Raw genomic sequence first — 26,291 nt, 5'->3', positions numbered from 1 at the left:
CTATTCTGACCGCCTTTCCCGGATCAAACCTGCGAAAGGGCGCTTTCTTCCTTATGCTGAGCGGCCGACTTCACCTGCTCATGCGCTTGGTAGGAGCTGCGGACCATCGGACCGGATTCGACGTGGCTGAATCCTCGCTGTAATCCCTCTTCCTTTAACTTCGCAAAATCTTCCGGTGGATAATATTTTTGCACATATAAATGTTTCTCGGATGGCTGCAAGTATTGACCAATTGTCATAATGTCACAATCGACTTTGCGCAGATCATCCATGGTTTGTAAGATCTCGTCCCACTCTTCTCCGACACCTAACATGATGCTTGATTTCGTTGGGATCGCCGGATTTAATTGTTTTGCACGTTGAAGCAGCTCCAGAGAGCGGTGATATTTCGCTTTAGCCCGAACCTTGTCGGACATGCGTTCCACCGTTTCAATATTATGATTCAAAATATCTGGCTTGGCATCCATGACGATTCGCAGCGACTCAATGTCGCCCATAAAGTCGGGAATCAATACTTCTACACTGCAAAAAGGTAATCGGCGGCGAATCGCACGAACCGTTTCTGCAAATATTGTAGCGCCCCCGTCTTTCAAATCATCGCGGGCCACACTGGTTACGACACAGTGTTTTAAATTCATGTTCTCAGCCGCTTCTGCGACGCGTTCAGGCTCCTGCAAGTCCAGTTCCGTAGGCATTCCCGTATTTACTGCGCAAAAACGACACGCACGCGTACAAATATCACCCAAAATCATAAATGTAGCTGTCCTGTTAGCCCAGCATTCATATATATTAGGGCATCGTGCCTCCTCACATACGGTATGTAATGTCTTGGAACGCATCATGCTCTTGATTTCCTGATAGTTATCGCCTGTCGTAAGTTTAATACGAATCCAATCGGGTTTAGCTTCCTTCACTTTTTTAGACAATGGCATAGACCTTCTTTCTGATAAGCTTAAGCTGTCATTGCCATACATTATAGCATGAAAGCCATGGAAAAACCTCCATTCATTGTTCCCTTTTTGATATGACATTGATGCCGGAAAAAGTAAACTCTTGAGATGGATAAAAGCGGCGGATATGGCTCAATCTAATCAAAAGCGCCCTATTTACGCGAATACGGGCCAGAATTTACCGGGCGGTTAAGCCCTTTTATAGGAGGTCGGTTCACGTGTCTTACCCTACGCGGGCAGTCCGCGCTGTTCGTCTGTTATCGCTGCTGTTGTGCGCTACTACACTGACAACGGCTTGTCCGCTTCCTGCTCATGCCCTTGCCGAGCACACAAAGTCCTCGTCAGCCGGAAATAACCTGACAGCAAATATGGATGCTTCACATGCTTCGTCTTCATCGTATACGTCCAGACTTGCCTTATATCACTCCATCGAAGCCCTGACAGGAGTCCCTTGGTACAGATTGGCTGCCATCGACCAGTACGAACGCACACTCACGGTGGCCCATCCCAAGGATCGCAAGCATGCGGAACGGATCATAGGTATTTTTGTGACAGGACCGGTATGGTCCGGTCTGTTGAACCCTGATGCCGAGGATCAAAATCCACGTTCCATTGAACTATTTTCCGGGCTGGGACAAGACGGCTCAGGCGATGGAATCGCTGACCGCAATAATGACAAAGATTTGCTGTTCAGCATCGCTTCTTATCTCGGAAAGTATGGAAATAACGAGGATGAATTTGGTATTGCCGTGTGGGAATATTACCATAACAGCCGCTCGGTTCAAAGAGTTCAGCAGTTTGCCAAGCTGTATCAGAGGTATGGCAAACTTGATCTGGTCAGTCAAGCTTTTCCGCTGCCTCTAGGCAGCATTTATAGCTACCGCAGCACTTGGGGAAGCCGACGCAGCTGGGGGGGCTACCGTATACACGAGGGGACTGACCTGTTTGCTGGCTACGGAGTTCCGGTTCGCAGCACCTGCTACGGTGTAGTTGAAATGAAGGGCTGGAACCCCTTCGGAGGCTGGCGAATCGGTATTCGTGATCTCAACAACCGCTATCACTACTATGCGCACCTTTCCGGCTTTGATAAAACCGTTCATAACGGAGACATCGTCACGCCTGGTCAGACGGTGGGTTGGGTCGGAAGCTCGGGCTATGGGAAACCGGGTACCCAAGGCAAGTTCCCACCACATCTACACTATGGTATATACCGGGACAATGGCTGGACAGACTGGTCCTTTGATCCCTATCCGCTATTAAGACAGTGGGAGCAGAGTGAACGTAAAGCGCTCAAATCAGGAAAAACCAAAGGGACCTCCTCATAGGCCCCTTTGGTTTTTTTGAGTAACTCACACTCATCCCTCTTGTTTATGGCGTTGGGGACTGATTGAGGGAACTGGGGTCTTCCTGTATCTCTGGAACACTTTCTATGCTGGAACTTACAGCGCCGCTACTCTCTATGGAATGGGAAGGCAGTGCCAACTGCGGAGCGGTTGCACCATTTTTGCCGACTGGTTTCCCCTGATTGTCATAGTAGTACATCGGGACGTTGCCCACCACCAGCAAATAAGAAACCGGGATTTCCGTCTCCACAATCTGAGGTTGCATTTCAAACGGTATAACCACAGACACTTCCGTCGTAATTCGAATGTATACTTCCACCAAGATCATGTTTATGCCCGCATCCTGCTGACGTGTATTTAAATCCACCTTGATTGCTCCATGCGGCTCCACTTTTAGGGGAACCTTGGGTCCATAAGCTGCCAGCAGCGGACTCCCCAATGCCTGACCAATCGGAACACTTTCATCAAAATGACTCATACTATCCATCGTTGCCTTGACTGCTTTGAGCGTGTCTGACGTAATTCTCATATGCTCCGCATAATTTAGAACAAATCCAGAGGTTCTCCCTTGCGTATCCGTTCTCCATTGGATCAAATTATCAGCAGTCTTCCCCTGCTCTACCTGCGCAGTAATTGCTGAATTAATAGCCTCTGTCGCCATTTGTTTGACCCGCACTTTAGCCAGATGCATCATGGGTGGCTTCAAATGCTGTTCCACATAGGCGGCCACCTGTACGATTCCTACCAGCAGCGCCAATGCCACAACGAGCCACATCCTGCGTCTGCCACGTCGCCTTCTGTTCGGTCTGCTGTGCCATTGCGGTTTTCTATTCATTCTGATCCCCCCGCAGCGATGAGCTTACTTTAGAAGGATATGCCGCAAATAAACGAAAAAGAAGCTGCCCGTCCGGCAGCTCCTCCTGGTGGTAAACATATATGATTTCAAATACGATTCAGTCCAAGCTCAACTCATTATTTGAAAATGTGGTCAATCTTTTCGATATCCGCTTGACTCAATTGGACATTCAGCGTTTTCAGATTCGCCAGAACCTGTTCCGGTCCCTTCGCGCCTGGAATGAGGGCATCAATCGAATCGCGGGTCAAGTACCATGCAAGCACCACATGAGCAACCTCTGCATTCAACGCATTGGCAATCTCACGTACCTGCTCCACTTTGTCCAAATTACGGGCAAATGCATCTCCCTGAAACAGTGGATCTTTCGCTCTGATGTCCGTGAAGGTCATGTCTTTCGTATACTTACCACCTAGCAGTCCAGAAGCTAGCGGGAAATACGGCACAAACGAAATGCCATTTTCCTTAGTATAAGGCAGCAAATCCTTCTCAGCTTCCCGTTGCAACAGATTATAATGGGATTGAAGCACATCTACATAGCCGTCACTATTCGCATCTTTAAGTTGTTCAATGGTAAAGTTAGATACACCGATAGCCTTAATTTTACCTTCGTCTTTGAGCTTCTTCAGTTCTCCGACTGCTTCTGCCTTCGGTGTAGCTTCATCTGGGAAATGGATATAGAACAGATCAATATAATCTGTTTGCAATCTTTTCAGACTGGATTCGACGGATTCACGTAAAAAAGCAGGCGAGTTGTCAAAAACAACCTCTCCGTTCACAAATTTATGCGCTCCCTTGGTCGCTATGACAGCTTCCTCACGTTTGCCGCGCTCTTTAAGTACCTCACCGATCAACCGCTCTGAGTGCTCAGGCCCATAAATAAAAGCTGTATCCAGAAAATTGATGCCGTTATCCAAAGCTGTGCGAACGACTTCTTTGCCCGTTTCATTGTTCAAACCGGAAAAAAGATTATGTCCTCCTACCTTATTCGCACCCAAACCGATTGGTTTTACATATAAATCTGTTTTGCCAATACGCACTTGCTCTGCCAATTCACGTCATCTCCTTTTCGAAAGTTACTTCCATTTTATTATTAAATTCCAAAAAAAGCAAAGTGCGTACCTGGCTACTGCTCTTATCCCTTGATCCCCGTTAAGGCAATACCTTCCATAAAATACTTCTGTCCTATGGCAAAAAGAATGATAGCTGGCAACACGACAATTAAAGAAGCGGCCATCAGAACACCCCATTGCGCTGAATATATTCCCTGAAACTGCTGTAGCCCAATCGCCAACGTAAATTTGCTTTCATCATTAAGATAAACGAGCGGTCCCATAAAATCATTCCATGTGTTCAAAAATGTAAACAATCCGATGACCAAAATCGCGGACCGGGACAAAGGTAAAATAATGCGAGTAAAGATAGTAAAATGGTTGCCTCCATCCACAAATACAGCTTCATCCAGCTCTCGCGGAAGAGTCATGTAAAATTGTCTGAGCAAAAAGATATTAAAAACGCCTCCACCAAAAAACGAAGGTAATACCAATGGAACATAGGAATTAACCATACCTAATGCCTGCCAACCAATAAAAGACGGAATCAGCGTAACTGCAAACGGCAGCATCATACTGCTTAATAACACAGCAAATACTTTATCTCTTCCTTTCCATCTCATTCGCGCAAAGCTATAGGCAGAAATGGTACTCGACAGGAGTACACCCGCTAAAGTACCTGCAACGACAATAAATGTGTTCACAAAATAGCGCCCAAACGATAACTCTTCAAACGGCTGTAAAAAATTCTCAAGTACAAATGGCTCCGGAATCCATTTCGGTGGGATCAAAAAAATCTGACTTAAATCCATCATGGAGCTTCTCACCAGCCAGTAAAAAGGAAACATGCAAAAAAGTGACCCCACAATAAGCACTGTGTAGAGAACAACTCTACTCCAACGCAAACCACGTTTTTTCATCGTCATGCCCCCCCGCCTTCGTAGTACACCCATTTGCGGGCTGTCTTAAACAGAAAGGCAGTGAATGTTAAAACTACAATAAAGAGCACCCAAGCAATCGCACAGGCATAACCCATATTCGAAAAAGTAAATGCCTCGCGGAATAAATAAAATGTATAGAACAAACTGGAGTTGTTGGGTCCACCCTGAGTCATGACGTAAGGCTGGACAAACACCTGAAATCCACCGATGAAGCCCATAATCGTATTAAAAAAAATCGTAGGCGATGTCAATGGAATTGTAATATAAACAAGCTTATGAAGAGCACTCCCGCCATCAATTTCAATGGCTTCATAATAATGCCTAGGTATATCTTGCAAGCCAGCCAGAAAAATAATCATGGTTCCCCCAACGGTCCATAAACTCATTAAAACCAGTGTAGGAACTACCGACCCTTCACTATAAATCCATTGACTTTCCGGCAAATGCAGCGCACGCAGCACCACATTCAGTAAACCAAGATCGGGATCAAACAGCCACATCCAGATCATAGACGATGCTATGAGTGGCACAATCGTAGGCAGATAAAAAACGGTTCTGAAAAAAGCTAAACCCTTTACCTTTTGATTGAGCAATATGGCCAAAAAGAAAGCCACTATAATTTGCAGGGGCACACTCAGAAACACATAATAAAACGTAACTCCAAGGGATTTATAAAAAAATTGGTCCGTACCGTCAAATAAGTGGACGTAATTATCCAGACCGATAAAATGGGCCTGTGAAGCAACCTTATAATCGGTAAGACTGAACCAGAGACTAGCGATCATCGGTCCCAGAACAAAAAAGACAAAGCCGAGAATAGCAGGGGCGGCAAAAAGCCACCCCAACCCATTTTCCTTCTTACGAATAGAAGATAATGATTGCATTCTATCCCTCTCTTTCTGTCAAAACCCTCACCTTATTCTTTCGGATATGTCCCCTTAAATTCAGCGTTGGCCTTGGCGGAAACCTCCTTAAATGCTTGCTCCACCGTTTTCTTGCCCAGCCATACCTGATCCAGCGCCGGGTTAATAATTGCATTGATTTTTTCCGAATTCTTCAAATAATAGTCGTAAGAATTGACACCGTTATGCAGCGTTTGGTTCATGACTGCATCACGATATCCATCCGCATGACCTGGCTTGACATCTGCCCATTTGCTAATCAAGTCTGGTTCGGTGTACCACTTTTTCATGACAGGCATCCACAATCCGCTGGAATGCATGTCAAGCCCGCTTTCAGCATCCAGCAAGAATTTATAAAACATCCATGCTTCTTTCGGATGTTTGGTTTTGGCAGAAATTACTTCCGGTTCGCCAAACAGGATTGTTTTGCTGCTTTTCAGTTTGGGTAACACGCCTACACCAAAATTCACCTTCGATTCTCCGAGATCCAATTGGACCCACTGCCCATCCAGATCCATCGCTACACGTTTGCTTTGCAATGCTACGGCCGGGGAAGGGATATTTTTGGACTGCGTGGGCGACGGTGCCACATGATACACGTTGATCAGATCCGCCATCTTTTGCACGGCTTCAATCACATCAGGGTTTTCAAGATTAAGCGAGTCCCCTTTGTCTGAAATGACACTTGCGTTGTTGGAAGGTACTAGCAGATGCCACATCCATGTGTCAAACCGAACTCCATACTGTTTGATGTTACTTGCATCGAAATTGGGGCTAAGCGCATTATTTCCCGCTTTATCAATGGTGAGCTTTTGCGCTGTCTCTAAGAACTGTTCCCATGTCCAAGCCTCTTCAGCTTTGGTTGGCGGCAAGGCAACACCAGCCTCATCAAACAAATCCTTGTTGTAATAGAGCGCAAAGGCTTCCTCCGTCACCTTGACCCCTGCCACTTTATCCTTATCCCAATAGATGACTGAATTAGGAATGAGACTCTCCTTCGTTAGCTCCTTATCCTCCTTCAAAAATTCATTTAAATTATATAGTTTGCCTTGTTCAGCCCATTGCAGAGCCTGTGCTTTATAAATAGGAAATACATCTGGTGCCTGATTGGCGGCAAACATCGTCGTTAATTTGGTGACGTAATCCCCGGGGATGTGCATATAGTTGATTTTGATCCACGGATATTTGTCTGTGAATTTTTGGGCGATCTCCTGTTGAACCTTCTTCTCATTGGTGCTCCCCCAACTGGCATAGGTCAGTGTCACTTGCTCGTGCCCTTGTAAATCTACTGGCTTACTGCTGCTCTCATTTGAACTACAGGCTGACATCAGTCCAACGACCAAGCACATGCAGACGATCCATAACTTTCGTTTTAACATGAGTAACGCCCCCAAACCGTTTATTTTTTATCTTTTCGTTTGTTGCTTCGTCACTAAATTTATTCTAGCAAACGCTTACATTTTTGAAAGTCGCACTCTCATTGGATTGGTGTCATTTGATTAGATCTATGTGTTTCTCCGATTCGGATCAGGACAAATGTCCCTTTATCTTCTGGTGAGTGGAGCGCAACCCCATATTCCATCCCATATAACAGCCGTACTCTTCTGTCTACATTTTTAATGCCCGTTGACCGGATTTCTCCAGCTTGAATGCGGCGTATATGATCTTCTTGAATTCCTAATCCATTATCCTCGACTTTAAAACACACCAATTGCTTTTCGACCCAGGCTGTGATCTTAATCCGACCACCTGATTCCATTTCGGCGAAGCCGTGAATAATTGAATTCTCCACAAAAGGCTGCAAGAAGAGTTTGGGAACCTCCATCTGAAGTAAAATGGGATCAATATCATACTCCACTGTGAACTTGTTCTCAAAGCGATTTTGCATAATATAAATGTATTTTTCCAGCCAATTCAGATCGGTTTCCAGGCTCCAGGTCTCGTTTTTGTTTCGAGTCGTAATTTGCAGCATTTCCGCCAGACTAATGATCAATCGGCCCAGTTCCTGTTGTTTATGTTCTAATGCGATCCAATACATTGTCGTTAAGGTGTTATACAAAAAATGGGGATTAAGCTGTAAATTAAGTGCCATTAACTCCGATTCTTTGGCTCGCAGACGTGATTTGTAATTTTCTTCGATCAAATCTATAATTTTCTCATTCATTTGATTAAATCGGATCACCAGATCCCCCAATTCATCATAGCCGCGTTCAGGGATTCGAATATCAAAATGTCCCTTCTCCATTACCTTCATCGCCTGTTTCATATCCGTGATGGGCTTACTGATGTATACCGACAGCAAATAAGCAAGGATGACAGCAATGAGCATCATAAAGCCTAAAAAGAACAAGGTGTAGGTACGAATCGTTGACAAATGCCCCAGTACATCTTCCATGGGAATGGCTATATATGATACCCAGCCCGTCGTCTTCATCGCTTCGTAAACCAGTAGTATACTTTGACCCTTCACGTTTACCATTTTTGTCCCTTGTTCTGAAGTAATGGCATTCTTCAGCCAATCCGCCACGGGCTCCCCCGTTTGTTGCTGTCGATCTGAGCTCATGACTATCCCGTTGTTATCGTGAATCATACCGTAGGATAGATGTGCAAATCCGCTGCGGGCTGCATAATCTTCAAAACCATCCTTTAACAAATCAGGCCGGAAATTCAATATAAGTATAGGCTTTTCCTTTCCTTCAGGAAGCGTATGGAAGGTTCCAGCATCATCTAATGCAGTCAAATGAAGCTGCTTAACCACAGCAAATAAAGAGCTAAAATCATAGGAACCTTGTTTTAAATCCTGCTGATGAAAGGTGTCGGCATACGAATAGGCAGGAATCCACCTGGTAGCCCCCTCTGCTTGTACCGCCGTTGTCGCCAAGGGAGAAGAATAGAACGGCAGAACGGGAATATACATCCGCTCTGTACTTCCGTATGCATACTTTTGCGTCATAATCTGAGAAGCGTATACTTCCTCTATATTGCCAAAGTATCTGTACAAAATTTTCGTAATGCTGCGATCAGCTCGTAAAAGCGATGAAGAATCCGTAGTATCCACGTCTGTGATAGTCTGTAAAAGATCATGATCAATTGGAATCATATCCACAGTTTTTTGAATAGCTGTCAGCTTGTTATCCAGCAGCTGGTTATTGCTACGCAATACACTTGTAACGCTATCTGTTACATTTGCAGTAATATTCCGCGCACTGGTTTCGAAGTAGACAAAGCCCAGGATCAAAACGATGAAACCAGACAACAAAAAATAGGACAGCATCAACTTCGTACGAAAGCTACTGTCCAAAAATTTTTGATATATATATTTGACTTGGCGCATTGTATCTTCCTTTCACCTAACGATTAAATGAATTTCCTACGAAACTCCTCGGGTGTGTGCTTAACGTTTTTTTTGAACACTTTAAAGAAGTACTTGGTATCTTTATAACCAACCTGTCTACTAATTTCTGCGACCTTGGCGTCTGTATGCAGCAGTAAGTGCTGAGCCTTTTGCATTCTGAGCTTCACCATATATTCCGTGAACGAGAGCCCAAAATAGTTTTTGAACAGAATGCTAAAATAGGACGCATTATAGTGAAAGCGCCGGGCCACAATCTCCAGACTTAGGTCTTCATGTAGATGTGTATCCAGAAATTCCTTGCATTTTTTCATGATGGGTTCACCTTTGGAGCTGCCATCAAGCTCAAGAATCAGCTCTTTTAACCATGCTGCAATACGATCCTCAAGATTTTGGAGAGATGTGGCCTCTTTGACAGCTCGGTTCAACTGTTCCGAGTAACGTGAGTAGACTTCCTCACTCCACCCTATATTTAACCGTGGTAAACTAACTAGCAGAAGGTGTATTAATTTAGCTTTAAGCGCATCAGGTGGAGGATACCCTTGCGTCATTCGTCTCATGTAATGTTGCACCCGTTCCAATAGCTGATCGGGCTTCCGATTAGAGATAGCGCTTTCAATGGATTTCAGAAAGGCTATCTGTTCATGAGTGCTCATTTCCTGTATCGACTGTTCATCATCTAAAACGACAAGGTTCAAACATCTGGTGTGAGGTGTATAAAATCGCATGGAGATAAGGCGAACAGCCTTTTCGTGAGATTGGCTTATTTGCATTTCATCGAAATCAAAAGGCTGACCCCAAGCAAACCAAATGGAGATAGCTTGCTGCTGCTCCACCTTTTTCAGTCCAGCTTGAAGTGCGCTTTTGGCCTCCTTGCCTTCAGCCCTTTCCCTCCAATTCACTACAACGACCATATGCTCTTTAGGGGTTTCAAGTGGGAACACGACAGAAGATGCCCACGGTCGCAATATTTCAACAACCGCGTTTCGTAGCTTAGAATCCCACGCATATATATCCTCGGGGCGGGATGCAGATGTCCCCAACGCGAGGACTTCTCCTACCCCCTGCCATCCAAAGTGACTCTTTAATAAGCTTTTCTCGTTAGGCTGTAACTTGTCTGTCACGCATCTGCTAAACAAATGCTCCACAAAGGCAGGCATGCTTTGCTCGATCTGATTCAACGCTGTTCGATTTTCACCGAGTGCTCCCTGCTCTTCTACAATGATCTTCTCCATTTGTTGAATCACTTCAATAAGCTGCTGTGATTGCACCGGTTTCACCAAATAATCATTCGCTCCGTACCGTACCGCCTGCTGTGCATAGCTAAATTCCTGATAGACTGTCACTAAAATAACTTTGGTCTCATGCTGACCCGATGTTCTCAATTGTTGTAGATATTCAATCCCATTCATAATCGGCATTTGAATATCTGTAAAAACGATCTGGATCGGCTGGGATAATGAAATGGTCAAAGCATCTTTCCCATTCTTGGCTTCCCATACCTTGTATTCTGGACGTAAATCCCGGATCATGGCAGCCAACCCACGACGCTGCCTAGTTTCATCATCTACAACAAGCACTCCCAGCGGGATCGAATTCACAGACTCCCCTCCTGTCGGTCTTATACACGTATGTTTTTTCAGTATAACACTTACAGGCGGGGACCCATCCTATTTTCTTTTTCGCTTCATACTACGAATGGTCGTTTTTGTCGCCTGATCCACCCGGTATGATTCTGTGATTTTTTGCAGAGCTTTATTGAAAGTAAAATCGTCTAATGTATTATGACTTAAATACGCCGTCGTTACCTCTGGCAGCTTGATATAACAGATAGATATCGCCCATGCTACCGCCATTTGTACATAATAATCTTCCCGATGGGTCTGATCTAGCAAAGTAAGCACCCGGTTAATATACTGTTCCTCAATATAAAAATTCAGAAGCATAACCACCCCAAACCGGATTTCATATTCTTTCTTAGAAAACAGATAGGGCTGAATAAAATCCCATACTCTTTCTTTATGTTGCTTCGTAATTTTCAATCCGGCACAGAAACTGTCACATACGGACCAATTATCAATTTTAGGAACAAACTTGGCGGTATAACTCAAGACTTCCTCAATATCTGTTTTAACAGAACCAATCACCATACCTTGCAGCATCACTTCTTCAAAGTGTTCACTTTCAGCGGTCTCCAGATAGAGACGCCAATCTCCCTTGGCAATTTCTTGAGCCAGCTTACGCAGCACTGGCAGACGCACACCCAGCACATTATTAATCGTCGGAAGCAATGCAGCCGTAAATTTCTGAAAATCTGTATCCACATGTGACAATATCTGTTCTCTGATGGTCTTCTCCATATTTTCCACTCCCTGTTTGTTAACGAAATGAAATGCTCCACAAATAAATGGAGGCCACTGAACCATAAGGCGAATACACTCGGCGATACTCCTCAAATTGCTGCTTGGTCAGTGTATCTAAATGGTACAACTTCATCATTCCCCGCCGAATAGCCATATCGCCCCAACTGACGACGTCTGGACGTTCCATGCAATTAATCAGCATCATTTCAGCCGTCCAAGGGCCTATCCCTTGTAGCGAGGATAGTTTCTGGATCACCTGTGTATCGGAAAACTCATACAACTCCTGTAAATCCAACAATCCCTGCTCGATCGTTTGGGCTATATTCAGGATACATGCTGCCTTTTTCATGGTGATGCCACAGCTTTGAATATCCTGAGCTGTCTGAACGGCTATATTTTGTGGAGTGATCGCTCCTAATTTTTCCTGCATCCTTGTCCATATGGTCTGAACCGCCTTGGCGGAAATAAGCTGCCCCACAATCGCATGAACAAGCGCTGCAAACAGGTCGGGAATGATTACCCGTTCTACCTTGCCCATTTGCGTTATAGCTGTACCAAGTACGGTATCTACCGTCTTCAGGTAGTTGATTTCCTTTTCCCCATAGCCAAAGTTCTTGGTCATTACCGTTTCCATTGGTTCTCCCGCTCCCCTTGTAAGGTGCACTCTTCATTTAATGACATAGGTTGCTTTCATATCAGGGTTCGAATCCTTCTTTGCTCACATAGAGCTGTTCTTTCGAAAAAACCTGAAGAAAACGCTCATAAACCGCCTTATACGCAGCTGGGTGATACCATTCCTCCAGCCCCAATGACTCGTACAGCGCACCAATGTTCAAGCTACGCGTCCGCCTTCCCCCGCTGCCGTCTCCCATAAAATAATCATCTATACAGACACGGTTGACCAGAGACACGAGCTTGTTTGCAAAATGCTCACTGCTTGGCAGCATCGGAGCAATGGTAGCTTGCGTCGGTACACCTGCCTCTTTTAAAAGTTGCAGTGTTTGAAGACGAGCCTGGATGGGAGGAGCCTCCGGGGTGAAATGTTTGCGTATATCCTCGCGGTCTGTTTCTACCGTGACGCTCACACGTACACGTTCCTTCAATTGGAGCAATAAATCAATATTCCGTCGTACAAGCGGACTACGCGTCTGTACAAAGAGAAAATCCGGTGGATCTTCCACCATCACTTCCAGCAGAGATCGGGTCACCTCTTGTTTGTACTCGGCCGGCTGATAAGGATCTGTGCTTGACGACATAAAAATCGTAACTTTACCTTTGGATTTGGCCCTACGAAGCTCCTTACGAAGAATATCTGCCGCCTCTTTCTTAATATCAACCCATGTTCCCCAAGCTTCCTTCCGAAACGTAGAGACTGGCAATTGGCGTACATAACAATACGAGCAACCAAAGGTACAGCCGGTATACGGGTTCAACGAGTGTGTATACCCTGACAAGAAGCCAGTCCCTTTATTCAAAAGAGTCTTGGGGGATTTGTAATACTCATTTTTCATACCTGACCTCACTACTGTATTGGTTTGTGTGTGTGATTCTTTTCAAGCTGCAAAAGCTTCACCTTCATGTCCAGCCCCCCACGATATCCGGTCAAAGCTCCATTCTTACCAATGACCCGGTGACAAGGGATGGTGACCAAAATCGGATTAGCACCGATAGCGGTACCAACCGCACGAACAGAGTTCGGCTTTTGAATCGCGTTGGCAATGTCTGAATAGGATTGTGTCTCCCCATACGGAATATTACACAGCGCGTTCCACACAGCCATTTGAAATGCAGTTCCATGAAAGTCAAAAGGGAATGTAAAATGTGTACGCTCCCCTTGGAAATATTCAATCAACTCCTTGGCATAGAGCTGTAAAATGGTATCCTCTTCAACTAAAGGACTGCCGGGAAATCGACTTCCTGCCCATGCAATCAATTCCTCAACAGTTTGATTAAGCGAACCAACATAACATAATCCTTCCGATGTAGCTGCAATATATAAATTCCAATCCTCATGCACCAATAATGACCAATAGATCGTTTTATTCATTTGATATACCATGCTGTGTATCTCCTTTTTGAGTTGCTATGGATTCGAGTTGGCGATATTGCAATGGAGTGTAGCCTATATTCTTTTTAAACAACGTAATAAAGTAAGGGGTATTGGACAGACCTACGTTCTCCCCCACTTCCGCAACAGATTGTTGTGAGCAAATAAGCAGCTTCTTCGCTTGTTCCAACCTCGTACGCTGTATATATTCCATCGGAGTTACATGCATGATTCGCTTGAAGGTACGATGTAAATGGTACGGACTTCCATGACTGATCTCTGCCAGGACGTGCAATGTTAAGTCCTTCATATAATTCGAATCTACGTATTCTGTAACTCCTGCGATCCAGTCGTGATCAGGCAATCGTTGTCCTGTCGGTTTACATCTTTTGCATGGACGAAAATGCTCAGCCAAAGCCTGCTCTGCTGATATAAATAAACGGATGTTCTCTCTTTTAGGAGGTCGGGATTTACAGGAGGGACGACAAAATATTTTCGTTGTCTTCACAGCATACAAAAATACCCCGTCATAAGACTTGTCATTTTCTATAATAGCTCTCCACTTCTCGTCTGTTATGGATAAATCGGATGTTCTCATTTCAATCCCCCCTCTTGTGCAATGTACCCTGTCTCATATCTAAATTATAAACTAAACAGTGAACGTATGTACCCCTTTTGGAATGTAAAGGCAAGATAATGAAAAAAGATGACCCACAAGGAGCCATCTTTAAATGTAGTAATCTATCTTATTTAGGCTTGAATCTTACCCGGTTCAACCGTGATCGTCAACTCATCTGAAGGAAGCTGATATTCCCGTGACCAATAATCTGCATTTGAAATTCCCGCCTGCTTCGGATCAAATACCGGGTCTAGCCCTTGCCTTCGCTGCTGCTCGTAATCCTTAAGCACGAGAAACGCAGGCTTGGCCAGGAGAATCATAGCAATCAGATTGACCCAAAGCATAATACCGACGCCCATATCCCCTAGTGTCCATGCCAAGGCCGATTCTTTGACGACCGTTCCATAAAACGTCGAACCCAGAATTACCAACTTTAACAGGAACATAGGCCATTTGGCTTTACGGTCGGCAACCAGGTAGGCCATATTCGTTTCAGCGATGTAATAATACGCAATAATGGTGGTAAATGCGAAAAAGAACAAGGTTATGGACAAGAGACTTGAGCCAAAACCCGGGAATACCGATTCAATAGCAGCCTGTGTATATTGGGTTCCTTCTTCAACACCCGGGAGATGCTGCACAATATACCCCCCACCTGGTCCCTTCACATTGTACATATTTGTAAACAATACCATGAAAGCCGTAGACGTACAGACTAAAAAAGTATCTACATATACGGAAAAGGCCTGAACCAGCCCCTGTTTTGCCGGATGGGACACTTCTGCTGCGGCTGCCGGATGCGCACCAGAGCCTTGTCCCGCTTCATTAGAATAAATGCCTCGTTTTACACCCCAAGCAATGGCTGTCCCTGCTATACCTCCGAACACTGAATCTACACCAAAAGCACTGCGAAAGATCAGGGCAAATACCTCGGGAAGTGCAGTAATGTTCGTCATCATAATGTAGAAAGAGACAAGGATGTAGCCTAGTGCCATAAACGGTATGACAACCTGAGCCACATTGGCAATTCTTTTGACACCGCCAAAAATGATAAGCGCCAGCAACACGACCACTAATATCCCAGAAACCTTCATATCCATACCAAACGAACTATGAAAAGCTAGGGCGATGGAGTTCGATTGGGTCCCCGGCATCAACAAACACATAGCAACCAACGCTACTACCGCAAAAATAACGGCAAACCATTTTAAGCCTGTTCCTTTTTCAATATAAAAAGCCGGGCCGCCTCGGTACTGACCATCACGCTTTACCTTATATACCTGAGCCAGTGTAGATTCAACAAACGCAGTAGCCGACCCGATAAAGGCCATGACCCACATCCAAAATATCGCTCCAGGCCCCCCCATACCGACTGCCAATGCAATCCCAGCAATGTTCCCCGTCCCTACACGTCCCGATAGCGCCATCGTAAAGGCTTGAAAAGAAGAAACGCCTGCCTCTGAGCTTTTTCCTTTAAAGACAAGACGAATCATCTCTTTGAAATGCCTAATTTGTAAAAATCGAGTCATGATTGAAAATAATAGCCCCACGCCCAAACAGACATATACCACAGGATTGCTCCAAATGACGCCATTTACTGCCTCTGCCCACTTCTCTAACATTCCTTGCATTTCCCCCTGATCCATCAATTCATCTAGTCTATGTTTTCAGAAAATTTGCATAATTACAAAAAATTATAGATTAGTTTTTACAACCGTACAAGCTAATTTAATTGACATATTGTCAATTACAAATAGCCTTATTCGGCATAATAGGACGACAAAAAAGCTCTGATGATCCGAGAATATGGATCATCAGAGCTTGGTCCTTATTTAAGATTTCAGGCGTTGCCTGCTTGCTCATTTGGAGCGCTAGACAGTTTCAACAACGGTGCCTGCTCCGTTACCTGCCCTTGAGGGATGGGGAGGATTTCCGTATATTCAGAAGAATTTGTGATGATAACTGGCGTAATCGTAGGATAACCCTCTGCCTTGATTTGCTCAACATCAAATTCGAGTAGCAAATCTCCTGCTTTTACTTGATCGCCTTCTTTGATATAGGAAGTAAAATGTTTACCGTCCAGCTTGACCGTATCTACCCCAACGTGGATTAGAACTTCTGCGCCATGATGTGAAACCACTGCCAGCGCATGCTTTTTCTTGAACGCTACAGTAATAGTTCCGTCGAACGGAGCTACGACTCTGCCTGTTGTCGGCTGGATGGCGATACCTTTACCCATAGCTTCCGAAGCAAACGCAGGATCGGGAACCTCCGACAGAGCGACCACCGTTCCTTCAATCGGGCTTAGCACCTCTTCGTTAGAAACGGTAACTGTAGAAGTCGATTCTTTAGCCGAGTTGTCAGTGGTTTCTTCCTCTTCAACTGGATCTTCGAAGCCTAAAATATAAGTCAAGATAGCCGAAACCAAGAATGAAACAGTAATCCCTAGAATCAATCCTGGGAAGCCTTGTCCGCCAGGACCGTAAAAGATCGGCAAAGTCAGCAACCCTGGTGCGCCGGAGGCAAATGCTTGCGTCCCCGCTTGGCCGATAATGGCACCACCGACAGCACCGCCGATAACACCAGCAATAAACGGGCGCTTCAGTGGCAGCGTAACCCCATAGACCGCTGGCTCTGTAATACCGAACAAAGCGGTAAGTGTAGCAGAACCTGCCAGCGTTTTCAGCTTTTTATTTTTCGTTTTCAGCATGACACCAAACGCTGCACCGGTTTGAGCAAAGATGGAAGCCGAAGCAGCAGGCTTAATACCGTCTCTGCCGTTAACAGCAATGTTATTAATAAATACAGGTACAAGACCCCAGTGAACACCGAAAATAACGAGCAACTGCCAGCAAGCACCGAGAATTGCTCCAGCCAGCAGCGGACTAAAGCTGAACGCAGCAACGAGTGCGGTGGCGATTGCATTGCCCACATACACCCCAACTGGACCAAAAACCATCAGAGTCAGAGGAAGCATAATTACAAGTAGAATCAAAGGTGTAATAAAGTTTTTGACGCTCTCATGGATCAGTCGATTGCACCATTTTTCCAGCTTACTCATGACGATAACGGCTAAAATAATCGGGATAACGGTTGATGAATAACTCATCATCACAATAGGAATACCGAAAAAGTCTGTTGCTGTACCTTCTGTTTTCAGCGTGACAATCGTCGGGTAAAGCAGCCCTCCGGCAATGGTCAAAGCAACGAAGATATTACCTCCGAATTTCCGTGCCGTTGTAACCGCTAACAAGAGCGGCAGGAAATAAAACAAGCTGTCGGCCGCAGCATACAAAATCATATAAGTAGTGTCTTTCGGAACCAACCAGCCGAGGTTGCTCGCAATCAGCAGCAGACCTTTCAAAATACCGGACCCCGCCATAACTCCAAGCAATGGTGCGAAAATGCTGGAAATTACGTCAATTACAGCGCCAAATCCTTTTTTGCCTTTAGTTGAGTTCTCTTCTTTTCCAGTTTCATTCAAAATGTTGGATACTTGGCCGATGGCATTGTATACTTCTGGTACTTTGTTGCCGACCACAACCTGGAACTGGCCACCGCTCTGCTTGACCGTAATAATTCCATCGGTTTTCTCCAGCTTTGCCTTATCTGCTTTCGCCTCATCTTTTAGCACAAAACGCAGGCGCGTGGCGCAGTGTACGAGCGATACTACATTTTTTTCCCCGCCTACCAGGTGCACAATTTCTTTAGCCAGTTTTTCATAACTCATGATGGACACCTCCATGTTCTAAGGGGCTTTTTACATATTTAGGCACACAAAAAACCTAAGCCTTGAAAAATGGTGGGCACTTGAGTCCCGCGATTTTTCATGACTTAGGTTTTGCCTGCATAACCAGTAACAATCCCAGTTAAAACTTATTAAATTCCTGTTACTCACATAATACATTTAATCTACCATATTTGTCAACAAAAACATTTAAACATATACTTTCGATTCTTTTTCGAATAAAAAGTTTAGAGCTTATCTGTTCACCACTCGTTCAATATGCACAGTCAAATACAGCTTTTCTTCGTTCGTTAATTCATGATTGTATTCTTTTTTAACGAAAGTTCCGATTTTCTCCGTACAAGCGGCTGCATCCTTGTGCTTTTCCTTAATCAAGTCATATAAATGATCATAGTTATTTTCATAGTGATTTCCCTTAAATACGCGCTGAGCGAAAAATTTCAGATGCGTAATAAAGCGGAAATAACTTAGAGAATCCTCGTCAAAATCAACCTTAAAGTGGTATTTTGCGATATTGATAATTTGCTGGATAAACTTCGTAATGCTCATGGTCGTAATGACTTCCTCATTCATTTCAGCATTCACAATGTGAAGGGCAATATAAGCCGCTTCATCCACAGGCAGTTCAATACCGAGCTTTTGTTTAATTTGTTCCAGCGTTCTTAGACCAATCGCGAATTCTTCTCTGTACAGCTGCTTGATTTCCCACAATAACGCGTTTTTGATTTCTAGTCCTTCCCGGTACCTTTCAATAGCGAAATTGATATGGTCGGTCAGAGAAACATAAATATTTTCGTTCAGCTTTCTGTTCAGATTATGCTTGGCGTCATTAATGACTTCCTCCACAATCACAATCAAATCCAGCGGTACCTCGCGCAGCAGCATTTTGAAGTTATCGGATGTCTGCTTGTTTTTCAGCGCAAATACCTTCTGAATTCTGGTTTCATCTACTGTGTCACCAGGCTTTTTCTTAAAAGCAATCCCCCGACCCATGACTACGAGTTCAGTACCGTCTGTCTGGTAAACACTAATTACATTGTTGTTGATGACCTTTGCTATATTCATCTCGATCCCCCGTTCCATATGCCAGCAAGAGCCACTCATGCTCCATCCACTTTATTGCAAACAAAAAAAACCGAAGCACGCCAAATAAACAAGACTGTAAAATCCGCTTATTCGTGGCTTAGGTTTTGCCTGCTCTGCAGTAACAATCCTAAAAATGATGGAATTGCGTCAAGTATAGCCCGAAAAGGAACGATTGTCAACGCTTTCAATTGAAAAACGAGGATCGGAAATTCCCGTTGATTCAGGACGTCCGATCCTATTTTCTTGTCGTACGACTATTCGCCGAGATTTTCGCCATCGGAATGAATTACGTTTTTATACCAGTCAAAGCTTTTCTTTTTAATACGTTTCAACGTACCGTTGCCTTCATTGTCACGGTCTACATAAATGTAACCATAGCGTTTTTTCATTTCTCCAGAGGATGCGCTGACAATATCAATAGGTCCCCAACTGGTGTAACCGATAATTTCGACGCCGTCTTGAAGAGCCTCACCCATTTCAGCAATATGTCGCTTGAGATAGTCGATTCGGTAATCGTCATTCACTTCTCCTTCAGGTGAAACCACGTCATTGGCACCAAAGCCATTTTCCACTACGAAAAGAGGCTTTTGGTAGCGGTCATGCAATTGGTTGGCTGTGATACGGAATCCTTTTGGATCGATCGTCCAGCCCCATTCGGACTTATCCAAATATGGGTTGGCCACGGAGCCGAAAACATTACCGCTAGTCATATTTTTGACAACTTCCGGGTCTGTGCTGGTTGTCCGGCTCGAATAATAGCTAAATCCGATGTAGTCGACGGTATGGTCTTTCAAAATGGCTGCGTCGCCGGATTCCATCTCGATGTTTAATCCATGGTCCTTGAAGAAGCGTTTGGCATAACCAGGATATTCGCCGCGTGACTGTACATCAATGAAGAAGTAGGACTCGCGGTCTTTTTCCATCCCCTGATACACATCTTCGGGATTACATGTATACGGATAGAAGCTTCCAGCAGCAAGCATACAGCCAATTTTCGCATCTGGAATGATCTCGTGACATGCTTTTACAGCCAGCGCGCTTGCAACAAGCTGATGATGCGCAGCCTGGTACTGAATTTGTTTAACGTTTTCGCCTTCTTGGAATACAAGCCCGGCACCGAGAAACGGCAAGTGGAGCAGCATGTTGATTTCATTAAACGTCATCCAGTATTTCACTTTATCCTTGTAACGAGTGAATACGGTTTTGGCATAGGTTTCAAACAGACCAACCAGTTTCCGGTTGCGCCAGCTTCCGTACTTCTCGATCAGAGCTACCGGCACGTCAAAATGAGCAAGGGTCACAACCGGCTGAATGCCATGTTTATGCAATTCATCGAACAAATCATCGTAAAATTGCAGCCCCGCCTCATTGGGAGTAGCGTCTTCTCCAGTTGGAAAAATACGAGCCCAGGCAATGGAAACACGCAGTGCTTTGAAACCCATTTCTGCAAATAGTGCAATATCCTCGCGATATTGGTGATAGAAGTCAATGGCTTCATGGGAAGGATAGAATTCGCTTTCAAGTGGGGTTAGCGAAGGAACATTCCCTTTCATTATGCTTCTTCTCTTCTCTCCGGTAGGCAGCAGATCCACCAGGCTCAATCCTTTACCGTCTTCCAAATAAGCCCCCTCGGCCTGGTTGGCTGCAAGAGCACCGCCCCATAAAAAGTCTTTAGGAAAAATATAACTGGACATAAACGTTCTCCTTCCAAATGTGTGATAAAAGGGTGTACAGAAAGGGAGATGAATAATAAAAAAACCCAAACCAGCCTGGTTACACTTGCGGTGTAAACAAGCCGATTCAGGTTATGCCCTAACGGTAACATCCCATGAAAAGGTTATTCATATTTGATTGAAACTCTAACAAAGATTTAGGAGCCTGTCAAATTTAATAGATATGATACATACGCTATTCACTCTAAACAAAATACGAATTTTTAGTTTATTTTCGCAAAATAACTAAACTAAACAACTAATTTTTTATAAAAAAGCTAATTGACAGCGGTTTACAGAGGTGATACGATGACTTTGAAAATAAAAATTTATATAATTTATCCACTACAATTTAGTTTTGTTTAGTGAAATTTTAATTTGTTTACTTCTAGTACAAGGAGAGTTATTCATGAAAAAGCTGAAACTGGGTTATGCGCCTACTCGACGATTCACCTTCAGTGCTGAAGATGCATTCCGCTACAAAGTTGCCATTCGCCAACAAATCGAGAGCTTCGGAATGAACATTGATATCGTGGATTTGGAAGGGCTTAATGAGGAGGGTTTGCTGTATGACGACCATATTAATGCGGACTTGATTATCAAACGTTTCAAGGAAGAGGAAGTGGACGCCGTTTTCTTCCCCCACTGTAATTTTGGTACCGAGGATACGGTTGCCCGTGTGGGCAAGGCACTTGGCAAGCCGGTTCTATTGTGGGGTCCACGTGATGAGGCTCCGTTGGCCGACGGCATGAGATTACGGGACACCCAGTGTGGATTGTTCGCTAGCGGAAAGGTGCTTCGCCGCTTTAATGTCCCTTTTACCTATATCACAAACAGTCGTGTAGCCGATCCGGTATTTGAACGAGGCTTTAACAATTTTATCTCGGCTGCCAATGTAGTACGACAGTTCAAAAGTTTACGAATTCTCCAGATAGGTCCTCGTCCTGCTTCCTTTTGGACTATGATCTGCAATGAAGGGGAGCTGTTGGAGCGATTCGGTATTGAGATTCATCCAATTACGCTAGTAGATATTCAGCTGCGTTCAAAGAAAATTGCAGCCGGGAGCAGTGCTGAACTTTCAGAAGCGATTGATTATATCAAAGAGAAGCTGGACTACAGTGAAGTCACCGAAGAAGATATCAGACGCATTGCTGCACTTAAAGTAGCCATGAAATCCTACGCTATCGAAACGGGAAGTACAGCCATCGCGATCCAATGCTGGTCCTCCCTCCAGGAAGCTATGGGAATTATGCCTTGTCTGGCCAATGCCATTTTGACAGATGAACAAATTCCGGTCACCTGCGAAACCGATATTCACGGAGCAATTACTTCGGTTATGGTACAAGCGGCTGCGATGAACGAACTCCCCACTTTTTTCGCTGATATTACGGTACGTCATCCTGAGAATGACAATGGAGAGCTTCTTTTCCACTGCGGGAACTTTCCAGTATCCATGTCTATTGAGAACAAACCCAAACTACGCAAGCACTTCCTGTTCGATGATCACGCACCAGGCACACATGAAGGACAAATCAAAGGCGGCGGCATGACCATCGCCCGTTTTGATGGTGATCATGGAGATTATTCCATTTTCCTCGGCAAAGCTAAAGGAATTGAGGGACCTTATACCCGCGGCTCGTATGTTTGGGTAGAGGTCAACGACTGGCCGTTATGGGAAGAAAAGCTCGTCAAAGGTCCTTACGTCCATCACTCTGTTGGCATTCATGCTAATGTCATCCCGGCTCTGTACGAGGCCTGCAATTACCTTCCAGGTGTCACGGCAGATCCGGTAGATCCTACCGAACAGGAAATTCAACGCTGGTTGCGTGGTTCCGATCTCGCTGTCACCAAGTCGGGTATTCTGGTTTAACTATATTATTTTAGGAGGGCACTATGGAAATCCTAGACTTGAAAATCAAAGCCGCACAAATCCGTAAGGACCTGCTCACCATTATTCATCGTGCCAAAACAGGGCATACAGGAGGCTCGCTGAGCAATACGGATATACTCACCGCCCTATACTACGAAATCATGAATATTGATATCACTAATCCTAAATGGGAGGAACGTGACCGCTTTATTGCCAGCAAGGGACATTCCGTCGAGTCTTTATGGTGTATTCTGGCAGACCTTGGTTTCTTCCCTAAAGAAGAACTGGAAACCTATAGCCAGTTCGGAACCCGTCTGATTGGACATCCGAACAATAAAGTTCCCGGTATTGAAATGAATACAGGCGCATTGGGCCATGGCCTCCCCATCTCAGTCGGTATAGCACTGGCTGCCAAGCGTGACGGGCGATCCTACCGTGTATTCTGTCTCATGGGTGACGGGGAGCAAGCGGAAGGCTCCAATTGGGAAGCTGCTATGGCAGGTGCCCATTACAAACTGGATAATCTTGTCGGTATCATTGACCGCAACGGCCTGCAAATTAGCGGTACAACCGAGGAGGTTATGGGACTTGAACCCCTGGAGGAAAAGTGGGCCGCTTTCGGCTGGAACGTGATCTCCATTGACGGCAACAGCATGGAGGAACTGATCCATACATTCCGCAATGTCCCTGAAATTGAAGGCAAACCAACGTTGGTGCTGGCAAACACGATCAAGGGAAAAGGTGTATCCTTTGCCGAGGGTGTTCCAGGCTGGCATCACCGTATTCCAAGTGATGATGAACTTGAACGCGCACTGGCGGAACTGACACAAGAAATAGACGAATTATCCGGGGAAGGACAGGTGAGATAAACAATGAACAAAATCCCAAATCGTCAGGTCATCTGTGAAACGCTGCTTAGCCTTGCCAAAGAGGATCGGGATATTATGGTGTTGGCTAGTGATTCTCGCGGCTCTGCTGCTATGGCTCCCTTTGCCGATGCCTATCCGGAACAATTTGTGGAGGTAGGCATTGCCGAGCAAAATATCGTCGGTATGTCTGCTGGACTCGCACACAGCGGTAAAAAGCCGTTCGTCACCTCTCCTGCCTGCTTCCTGAGCATGCGTAGTATTGAGCAGATCAAGGTAGATGTAGCCTATTCCGGAACCAATGTAAAGCTGATTGGGATAAGCGGTGGTGTTAGCTACGGTGCACTAGGAATGTCCCACCACTCTGTCCAAGATATTGCTGTCGCGCGAGCGATTCCTGGTTTGATGGTCTTACTCCCCGCCGATCGTCATGAAACCAAGAAAATGACCGAAGCGCTGGTTCAGCATGAAGGAGGCGCATATGTAAGGATCGGACGTAATGCTGTTGAGGATGTCTATCCGTCCGAGGATTATCCGTTTGAGATTGGGAAAGCTGTTACCCTACAAGAAGGATCAGACATTACCCTGATTGGCGCTGGTGAGACCGTCCGTATCATTCTGGATGCGGCTGAGTTGCTGGGGCAGATGGGTATTAAAGCTCGTGTTCTCAATATGCACACCATCAAGCCACTTGATGAGGAAGCGATCATCGCCGCAGCCCGGGAAACGGGAGGTATTGTCACCGTAGAGGAGCATAGTGTATTCGGAGGCTTGGGTGCCGCTGTAGCAGAAGTGGTGGTTCAACATCAACCGGTTCCTATGAAAATGCTGGGCATACCGGATGAGCCGGCGATTGCCGGCAAAACAGCTGAAGTCTTTGAACATTATGGACTTACCTCTGAAAATATCAGCAAGATTGTGCTCGAATTGATGAACAAGTAAGGAGCTGTAGCTGTAATGAATATCGAGACCTATATTCTGGCGATCGATCAAAGCACTTCCGGAACCAAAACACTGCTGGTTAATCAGCAAGGCGAAGTGATTACCCGTTATTCTTTAGAGCACAAACAATATTACCCGCAGCCGGGCTGGGTCGAACATGACCCGCTTGAGATATATCACAATGTACTTATTGCTGCGAAAGGCGTACTGGAGAAAGCAGGGCTTTCTCCTTCCTCGCTGGCCGCAGTAACCATTACGAATCAGCGAGAAACGGCTCTGATCTGGGACCGTTCTACTGGCTTGCCTATCTATAATGCCATTGTATGGCAATGCCAGCGAACGGCAGAGGTCTGCACACGGTTGAAGAATACTGGCTATGAAGATATTATACGCTCCAAGACAGGTCTAATGCTCGATCCTTATTTCTCTGCCGTCAAGTTCAATTGGATTTTGGAACATGTACCTCATGCCCCCCAATTGCTTGCTGAAGGTAAACTACTTGCAGGGACTATTGACAGCTGGCTGCTATGGAAGCTTACGGGCGGTCAAATACATGCAACCGATTACAGTAACGCCAGCCGGACTTCCCTTTTTAACATTCATACTCTGGCTTGGGATATGGAGTTGTGCAGTATATTCGGTGTTCCTTCCTCCCTGCTCCCTGAGGTAAAAGCATCCGATGCCTTGTATGGCTATACACAGGAAGTGGAATTATGGGACGAACAAGTAGCGATATCAGGGATAATCGGAGATTCACAGGGTGCACTGTACGGGCATCGTTGCTTCGATACTGGCGATGCCAAAGCGACATATGGGACTGGAACATCTGTACTTATGAATATTGGTTCGCAACCCGTACAGGGCGGTGAAGGCTTGGTTACAACGATTGCCTGGGGGGCTTCAGGAAAGGTATCTTATGCATTGGAAGCTGTTATACGTACGACCGGAGACAGTATAAAATGGACACGGGATAATTTAGGATTATTCTCTTCATTTGAGGAAATGCAATCCATGATCACCGAATTGCAGGACAATGAGGGCGTATATCTGGTCCCTGCTTTTGTCGGTTTAGGTGCTCCCTACTGGAATCCCTCTGCACGTGCTGCAATTGTAGGTATGACCCGTGGAAACGGCAAAGCACATATTGTACGCGCAGCGCTAGAGAGCATCGGGTATCAAGTGAGAGATGCGGTTCAATTTATACGTGAACAATCCGGTGTCCCCCTTACTAGTTTACGTACGGATGGCGGGGGCTCATCTAACAGCTGGCTCATGCAGTTTCAGGCAGATATTCTGGGTACCCATGTTACCCGCTCTACCTGTGCTGAGCTGTCTGCAATGGGTTCTGTGTATCTGGGCGGTCTCGGTGTCGGATACTGGTCAGATCCTAAAGGCATCATCACGGGAAATACCTCTGATCAGAATCTGTATGAGCACTACACCCCTAGTATGGATGAAGTCAGCCGCCAGCGGCTTTATGCAGGTTGGCAGAATGCAGTGCAAATGGTAATACGTTCAGAACAACCGCTTACACCATCTTCTTCCGCTAATTGTTGATGAATCTTCCTCATTTACTTTTGAGCTTACTACAAGCTTCCGATTATTTTACAGGTGTTACACTTGGATAATCGGAGGTTTTTTATGT

General features: G+C 45.1%; 22 protein-coding genes. 5 read left to right on the top strand and 17 right to left on the bottom strand.

What is annotated here, in order from left to right; translation table 11 throughout:
• Positions 1-23: 23 nt before the first annotated feature.
• Positions 24-926, bottom strand: a complete 903-nt coding sequence (lipA, locus tag HFE01_RS19005) for a lipoyl synthase (RefSeq protein ID WP_107734733.1) — start codon at positions 924-926, stop codon at positions 24-26.
• Positions 927-1,168: 242 nt separating this feature from the next.
• Here lipA and HFE01_RS19000 point away from each other — a divergent pair, with 242 nt between their 5' ends.
• Positions 1,169-2,275: a M23 family metallopeptidase gene (locus tag HFE01_RS19000; RefSeq protein WP_016819977.1), complete on the top strand. Its 1,107-nt coding sequence runs from the start codon at positions 1,169-1,171 to the stop codon at positions 2,273-2,275.
• Positions 2,276-2,318: 43 nt separating this feature from the next.
• On the opposite strand, the gene yunB is transcribed toward HFE01_RS19000, so the two are convergent.
• The 16 genes from yunB to HFE01_RS18920 all read right to left on the bottom strand — a co-directional run bounded on the left by yunB (position 2,319) and on the right by HFE01_RS18920 (position 20,950).
• A complete protein-coding gene (yunB, locus tag HFE01_RS18995) occupies positions 2,319-3,068 on the bottom strand; it encodes a sporulation protein YunB (protein ID WP_167438380.1) in 750 nt (249 codons plus the stop codon).
• A 197-nt stretch (positions 3,069-3,265) separates the two neighbouring features.
• Complete coding sequence (locus tag HFE01_RS18990; RefSeq protein ID WP_013372948.1) at positions 3,266-4,198, bottom strand: aldo/keto reductase; 933 nt, start codon at positions 4,196-4,198, stop codon at positions 3,266-3,268.
• A gap of 83 nt (positions 4,199-4,281) precedes the next feature.
• Positions 4,282-5,118: a carbohydrate ABC transporter permease gene (locus HFE01_RS18985; RefSeq protein WP_107734734.1), complete on the bottom strand. Its 837-nt coding sequence runs from the start codon at positions 5,116-5,118 to the stop codon at positions 4,282-4,284.
• Positions 5,119-5,120: 2 nt separating this feature from the next.
• Positions 5,121-6,023, bottom strand: a complete 903-nt coding sequence (locus tag HFE01_RS18980; protein WP_107734735.1) for a carbohydrate ABC transporter permease — start codon at positions 6,021-6,023, stop codon at positions 5,121-5,123.
• Positions 6,024-6,055: 32 nt separating this feature from the next.
• Positions 6,056-7,420: an ABC transporter substrate-binding protein gene (locus HFE01_RS18975; protein WP_031462192.1), complete on the bottom strand. Its 1,365-nt coding sequence runs from the start codon at positions 7,418-7,420 to the stop codon at positions 6,056-6,058.
• Between the two features lie 98 nt (positions 7,421-7,518).
• Positions 7,519-9,375 carry a sensor histidine kinase gene (locus tag HFE01_RS18970; protein ID WP_107734736.1) on the bottom strand — a complete coding sequence of 619 codons (1,857 nt, stop codon included), beginning with the start codon at positions 9,373-9,375 and terminating at the stop codon, positions 7,519-7,521.
• Between the two features lie 23 nt (positions 9,376-9,398).
• Positions 9,399-10,994 (bottom strand): response regulator transcription factor, encoded by a 1,596-nt coding sequence (locus HFE01_RS18965; protein ID WP_107734737.1) that lies wholly within the window; start codon positions 10,992-10,994, stop codon positions 9,399-9,401.
• 69 nt (positions 10,995-11,063) lie between these two features.
• Positions 11,064-11,753 (bottom strand): DNA alkylation repair protein, encoded by a 690-nt coding sequence (locus tag HFE01_RS18960; RefSeq protein ID WP_107734738.1) that lies wholly within the window; start codon positions 11,751-11,753, stop codon positions 11,064-11,066.
• A gap of 19 nt (positions 11,754-11,772) precedes the next feature.
• Complete coding sequence (locus tag HFE01_RS18955) at positions 11,773-12,390, bottom strand: DNA-3-methyladenine glycosylase family protein (RefSeq protein WP_167438346.1); 618 nt, start codon at positions 12,388-12,390, stop codon at positions 11,773-11,775.
• A 61-nt stretch (positions 12,391-12,451) separates the two neighbouring features.
• Complete coding sequence (locus HFE01_RS18950; protein ID WP_167438345.1) at positions 12,452-13,267, bottom strand: SPL family radical SAM protein; 816 nt, start codon at positions 13,265-13,267, stop codon at positions 12,452-12,454.
• 11 nt (positions 13,268-13,278) lie between these two features.
• On the bottom strand, positions 13,279-13,815 hold the full coding sequence (locus HFE01_RS18945) for a methylated-DNA--[protein]-cysteine S-methyltransferase (protein WP_016819966.1): 537 nt from the start codon (positions 13,813-13,815) through the stop codon (positions 13,279-13,281).
• Positions 13,796-14,401 (bottom strand): bifunctional transcriptional activator/DNA repair enzyme AdaA, encoded by a 606-nt coding sequence (locus tag HFE01_RS18940; protein ID WP_016819965.1) that lies wholly within the window; start codon positions 14,399-14,401, stop codon positions 13,796-13,798. The genes HFE01_RS18945 and HFE01_RS18940 overlap by 20 nt, the downstream gene beginning before the upstream one ends.
• 152 nt (positions 14,402-14,553) lie before the next feature.
• A complete protein-coding gene (locus tag HFE01_RS18935) occupies positions 14,554-16,044 on the bottom strand; it encodes an alanine/glycine:cation symporter family protein (protein WP_167438344.1) in 1,491 nt (496 codons plus the stop codon).
• Positions 16,045-16,262: 218 nt separating this feature from the next.
• Positions 16,263-18,152: a beta-glucoside-specific PTS transporter subunit IIABC gene (locus HFE01_RS18930; protein WP_044787951.1), complete on the bottom strand. Its 1,890-nt coding sequence runs from the start codon at positions 18,150-18,152 to the stop codon at positions 16,263-16,265.
• Positions 18,153-18,404: 252 nt separating this feature from the next.
• Positions 18,405-19,235, bottom strand: a complete 831-nt coding sequence (gene licT / locus HFE01_RS18925; protein ID WP_025365791.1) for a BglG family transcription antiterminator LicT — start codon at positions 19,233-19,235, stop codon at positions 18,405-18,407.
• Between the two features lie 275 nt (positions 19,236-19,510).
• Complete coding sequence (locus HFE01_RS18920; RefSeq protein ID WP_017427249.1) at positions 19,511-20,950, bottom strand: 6-phospho-beta-glucosidase; 1,440 nt, start codon at positions 20,948-20,950, stop codon at positions 19,511-19,513.
• Positions 20,951-21,377: 427 nt separating this feature from the next.
• Between HFE01_RS18920 and HFE01_RS18915 the strand changes: the two genes are divergently transcribed.
• Genes HFE01_RS18915 through glpK form a run of 4 tightly spaced genes read left to right on the top strand, consistent with a single transcriptional unit; the run spans position 21,378 to position 26,203 of the window.
• The gene (locus HFE01_RS18915) at positions 21,378-22,838 is read left to right on the top strand and encodes an L-fucose/L-arabinose isomerase family protein (protein WP_016819960.1); all 1,461 of its coding nucleotides are present in this window, start codon (positions 21,378-21,380) and stop codon (positions 22,836-22,838) included.
• Between the two features lie 23 nt (positions 22,839-22,861).
• Positions 22,862-23,707 carry a transketolase gene (locus HFE01_RS18910; RefSeq protein ID WP_019688558.1) on the top strand — a complete coding sequence of 282 codons (846 nt, stop codon included), beginning with the start codon at positions 22,862-22,864 and terminating at the stop codon, positions 23,705-23,707.
• A gap of 3 nt (positions 23,708-23,710) precedes the next feature.
• Positions 23,711-24,646 (top strand): transketolase family protein, encoded by a 936-nt coding sequence (locus HFE01_RS18905; protein WP_044787953.1) that lies wholly within the window; start codon positions 23,711-23,713, stop codon positions 24,644-24,646.
• A gap of 15 nt (positions 24,647-24,661) precedes the next feature.
• Positions 24,662-26,203, top strand: a complete 1,542-nt coding sequence (gene glpK, locus HFE01_RS18900) for a glycerol kinase GlpK (protein ID WP_025365794.1) — start codon at positions 24,662-24,664, stop codon at positions 26,201-26,203.
• Positions 26,204-26,291 lie beyond the last annotated feature (88 nt).

The organism is Paenibacillus sp. EKM10P (assembly GCF_011800655.1).
GTDB classification, from domain to species: Bacteria; Bacillota; Bacilli; order Paenibacillales; family Paenibacillaceae; genus Paenibacillus; species Paenibacillus polymyxa.
Note: the sequence above shows the minus strand (reverse complement) of the source record. Positions and strands in the feature narration are given on the sequence as shown.

What these genes read in the sequence shown, in the direction of transcription:
- yunB (WP_167438380.1), bottom strand. Translation starts at nt 3,068, where the DNA reads ATGTGGCTCGTTGTGGCATTGGCGCTGCTGGTAGGAATCGTACAGGTG.
- HFE01_RS18985 (WP_107734734.1), bottom strand. Translation starts at nt 5,118, where the DNA reads ATGAAAAAACGTGGTTTGCGTTGGAGTAGAGTTGTTCTCTACACAGTG.
- HFE01_RS18980 (WP_107734735.1), bottom strand. Translation starts at nt 6,023, where the DNA reads ATGCAATCATTATCTTCTATTCGTAAGAAGGAAAATGGGTTGGGGTGG.
- HFE01_RS18975 (WP_031462192.1), bottom strand. Translation starts at nt 7,420, where the DNA reads ATGTTAAAACGAAAGTTATGGATCGTCTGCATGTGCTTGGTCGTTGGA.
- HFE01_RS18970 (WP_107734736.1), bottom strand. Translation starts at nt 9,375, where the DNA reads ATGCGCCAAGTCAAATATATATATCAAAAATTTTTGGACAGTAGCTTT.
- HFE01_RS18960 (WP_107734738.1), bottom strand. Translation starts at nt 11,753, where the DNA reads ATGGAGAAGACCATCAGAGAACAGATATTGTCACATGTGGATACAGAT.
- HFE01_RS18955 (WP_167438346.1), bottom strand. Translation starts at nt 12,390, where the DNA reads ATGGAAACGGTAATGACCAAGAACTTTGGCTATGGGGAAAAGGAAATC.
- HFE01_RS18950 (WP_167438345.1), bottom strand. Translation starts at nt 13,267, where the DNA reads ATGAAAAATGAGTATTACAAATCCCCCAAGACTCTTTTGAATAAAGGG.
- HFE01_RS18945 (WP_016819966.1), bottom strand. Translation starts at nt 13,815, where the DNA reads ATGGTATATCAAATGAATAAAACGATCTATTGGTCATTATTGGTGCAT.
- HFE01_RS18940 (WP_016819965.1), bottom strand. Translation starts at nt 14,401, where the DNA reads ATGAGAACATCCGATTTATCCATAACAGACGAGAAGTGGAGAGCTATT.
- HFE01_RS18935 (WP_167438344.1), bottom strand. Translation starts at nt 16,044, where the DNA reads ATGTTAGAGAAGTGGGCAGAGGCAGTAAATGGCGTCATTTGGAGCAAT.
- HFE01_RS18930 (WP_044787951.1), bottom strand. Translation starts at nt 18,152, where the DNA reads ATGAGTTATGAAAAACTGGCTAAAGAAATTGTGCACCTGGTAGGCGGG.
- licT (WP_025365791.1), bottom strand. Translation starts at nt 19,235, where the DNA reads ATGAATATAGCAAAGGTCATCAACAACAATGTAATTAGTGTTTACCAG.
- HFE01_RS18920 (WP_017427249.1), bottom strand. Translation starts at nt 20,950, where the DNA reads ATGTCCAGTTATATTTTTCCTAAAGACTTTTTATGGGGCGGTGCTCTT.
- HFE01_RS18915 (WP_016819960.1), top strand. Translation starts at nt 21,378, where the DNA reads ATGAAAAAGCTGAAACTGGGTTATGCGCCTACTCGACGATTCACCTTC.
- HFE01_RS18910 (WP_019688558.1), top strand. Translation starts at nt 22,862, where the DNA reads ATGGAAATCCTAGACTTGAAAATCAAAGCCGCACAAATCCGTAAGGAC.
- HFE01_RS18905 (WP_044787953.1), top strand. Translation starts at nt 23,711, where the DNA reads ATGAACAAAATCCCAAATCGTCAGGTCATCTGTGAAACGCTGCTTAGC.
- glpK (WP_025365794.1), top strand. Translation starts at nt 24,662, where the DNA reads ATGAATATCGAGACCTATATTCTGGCGATCGATCAAAGCACTTCCGGA.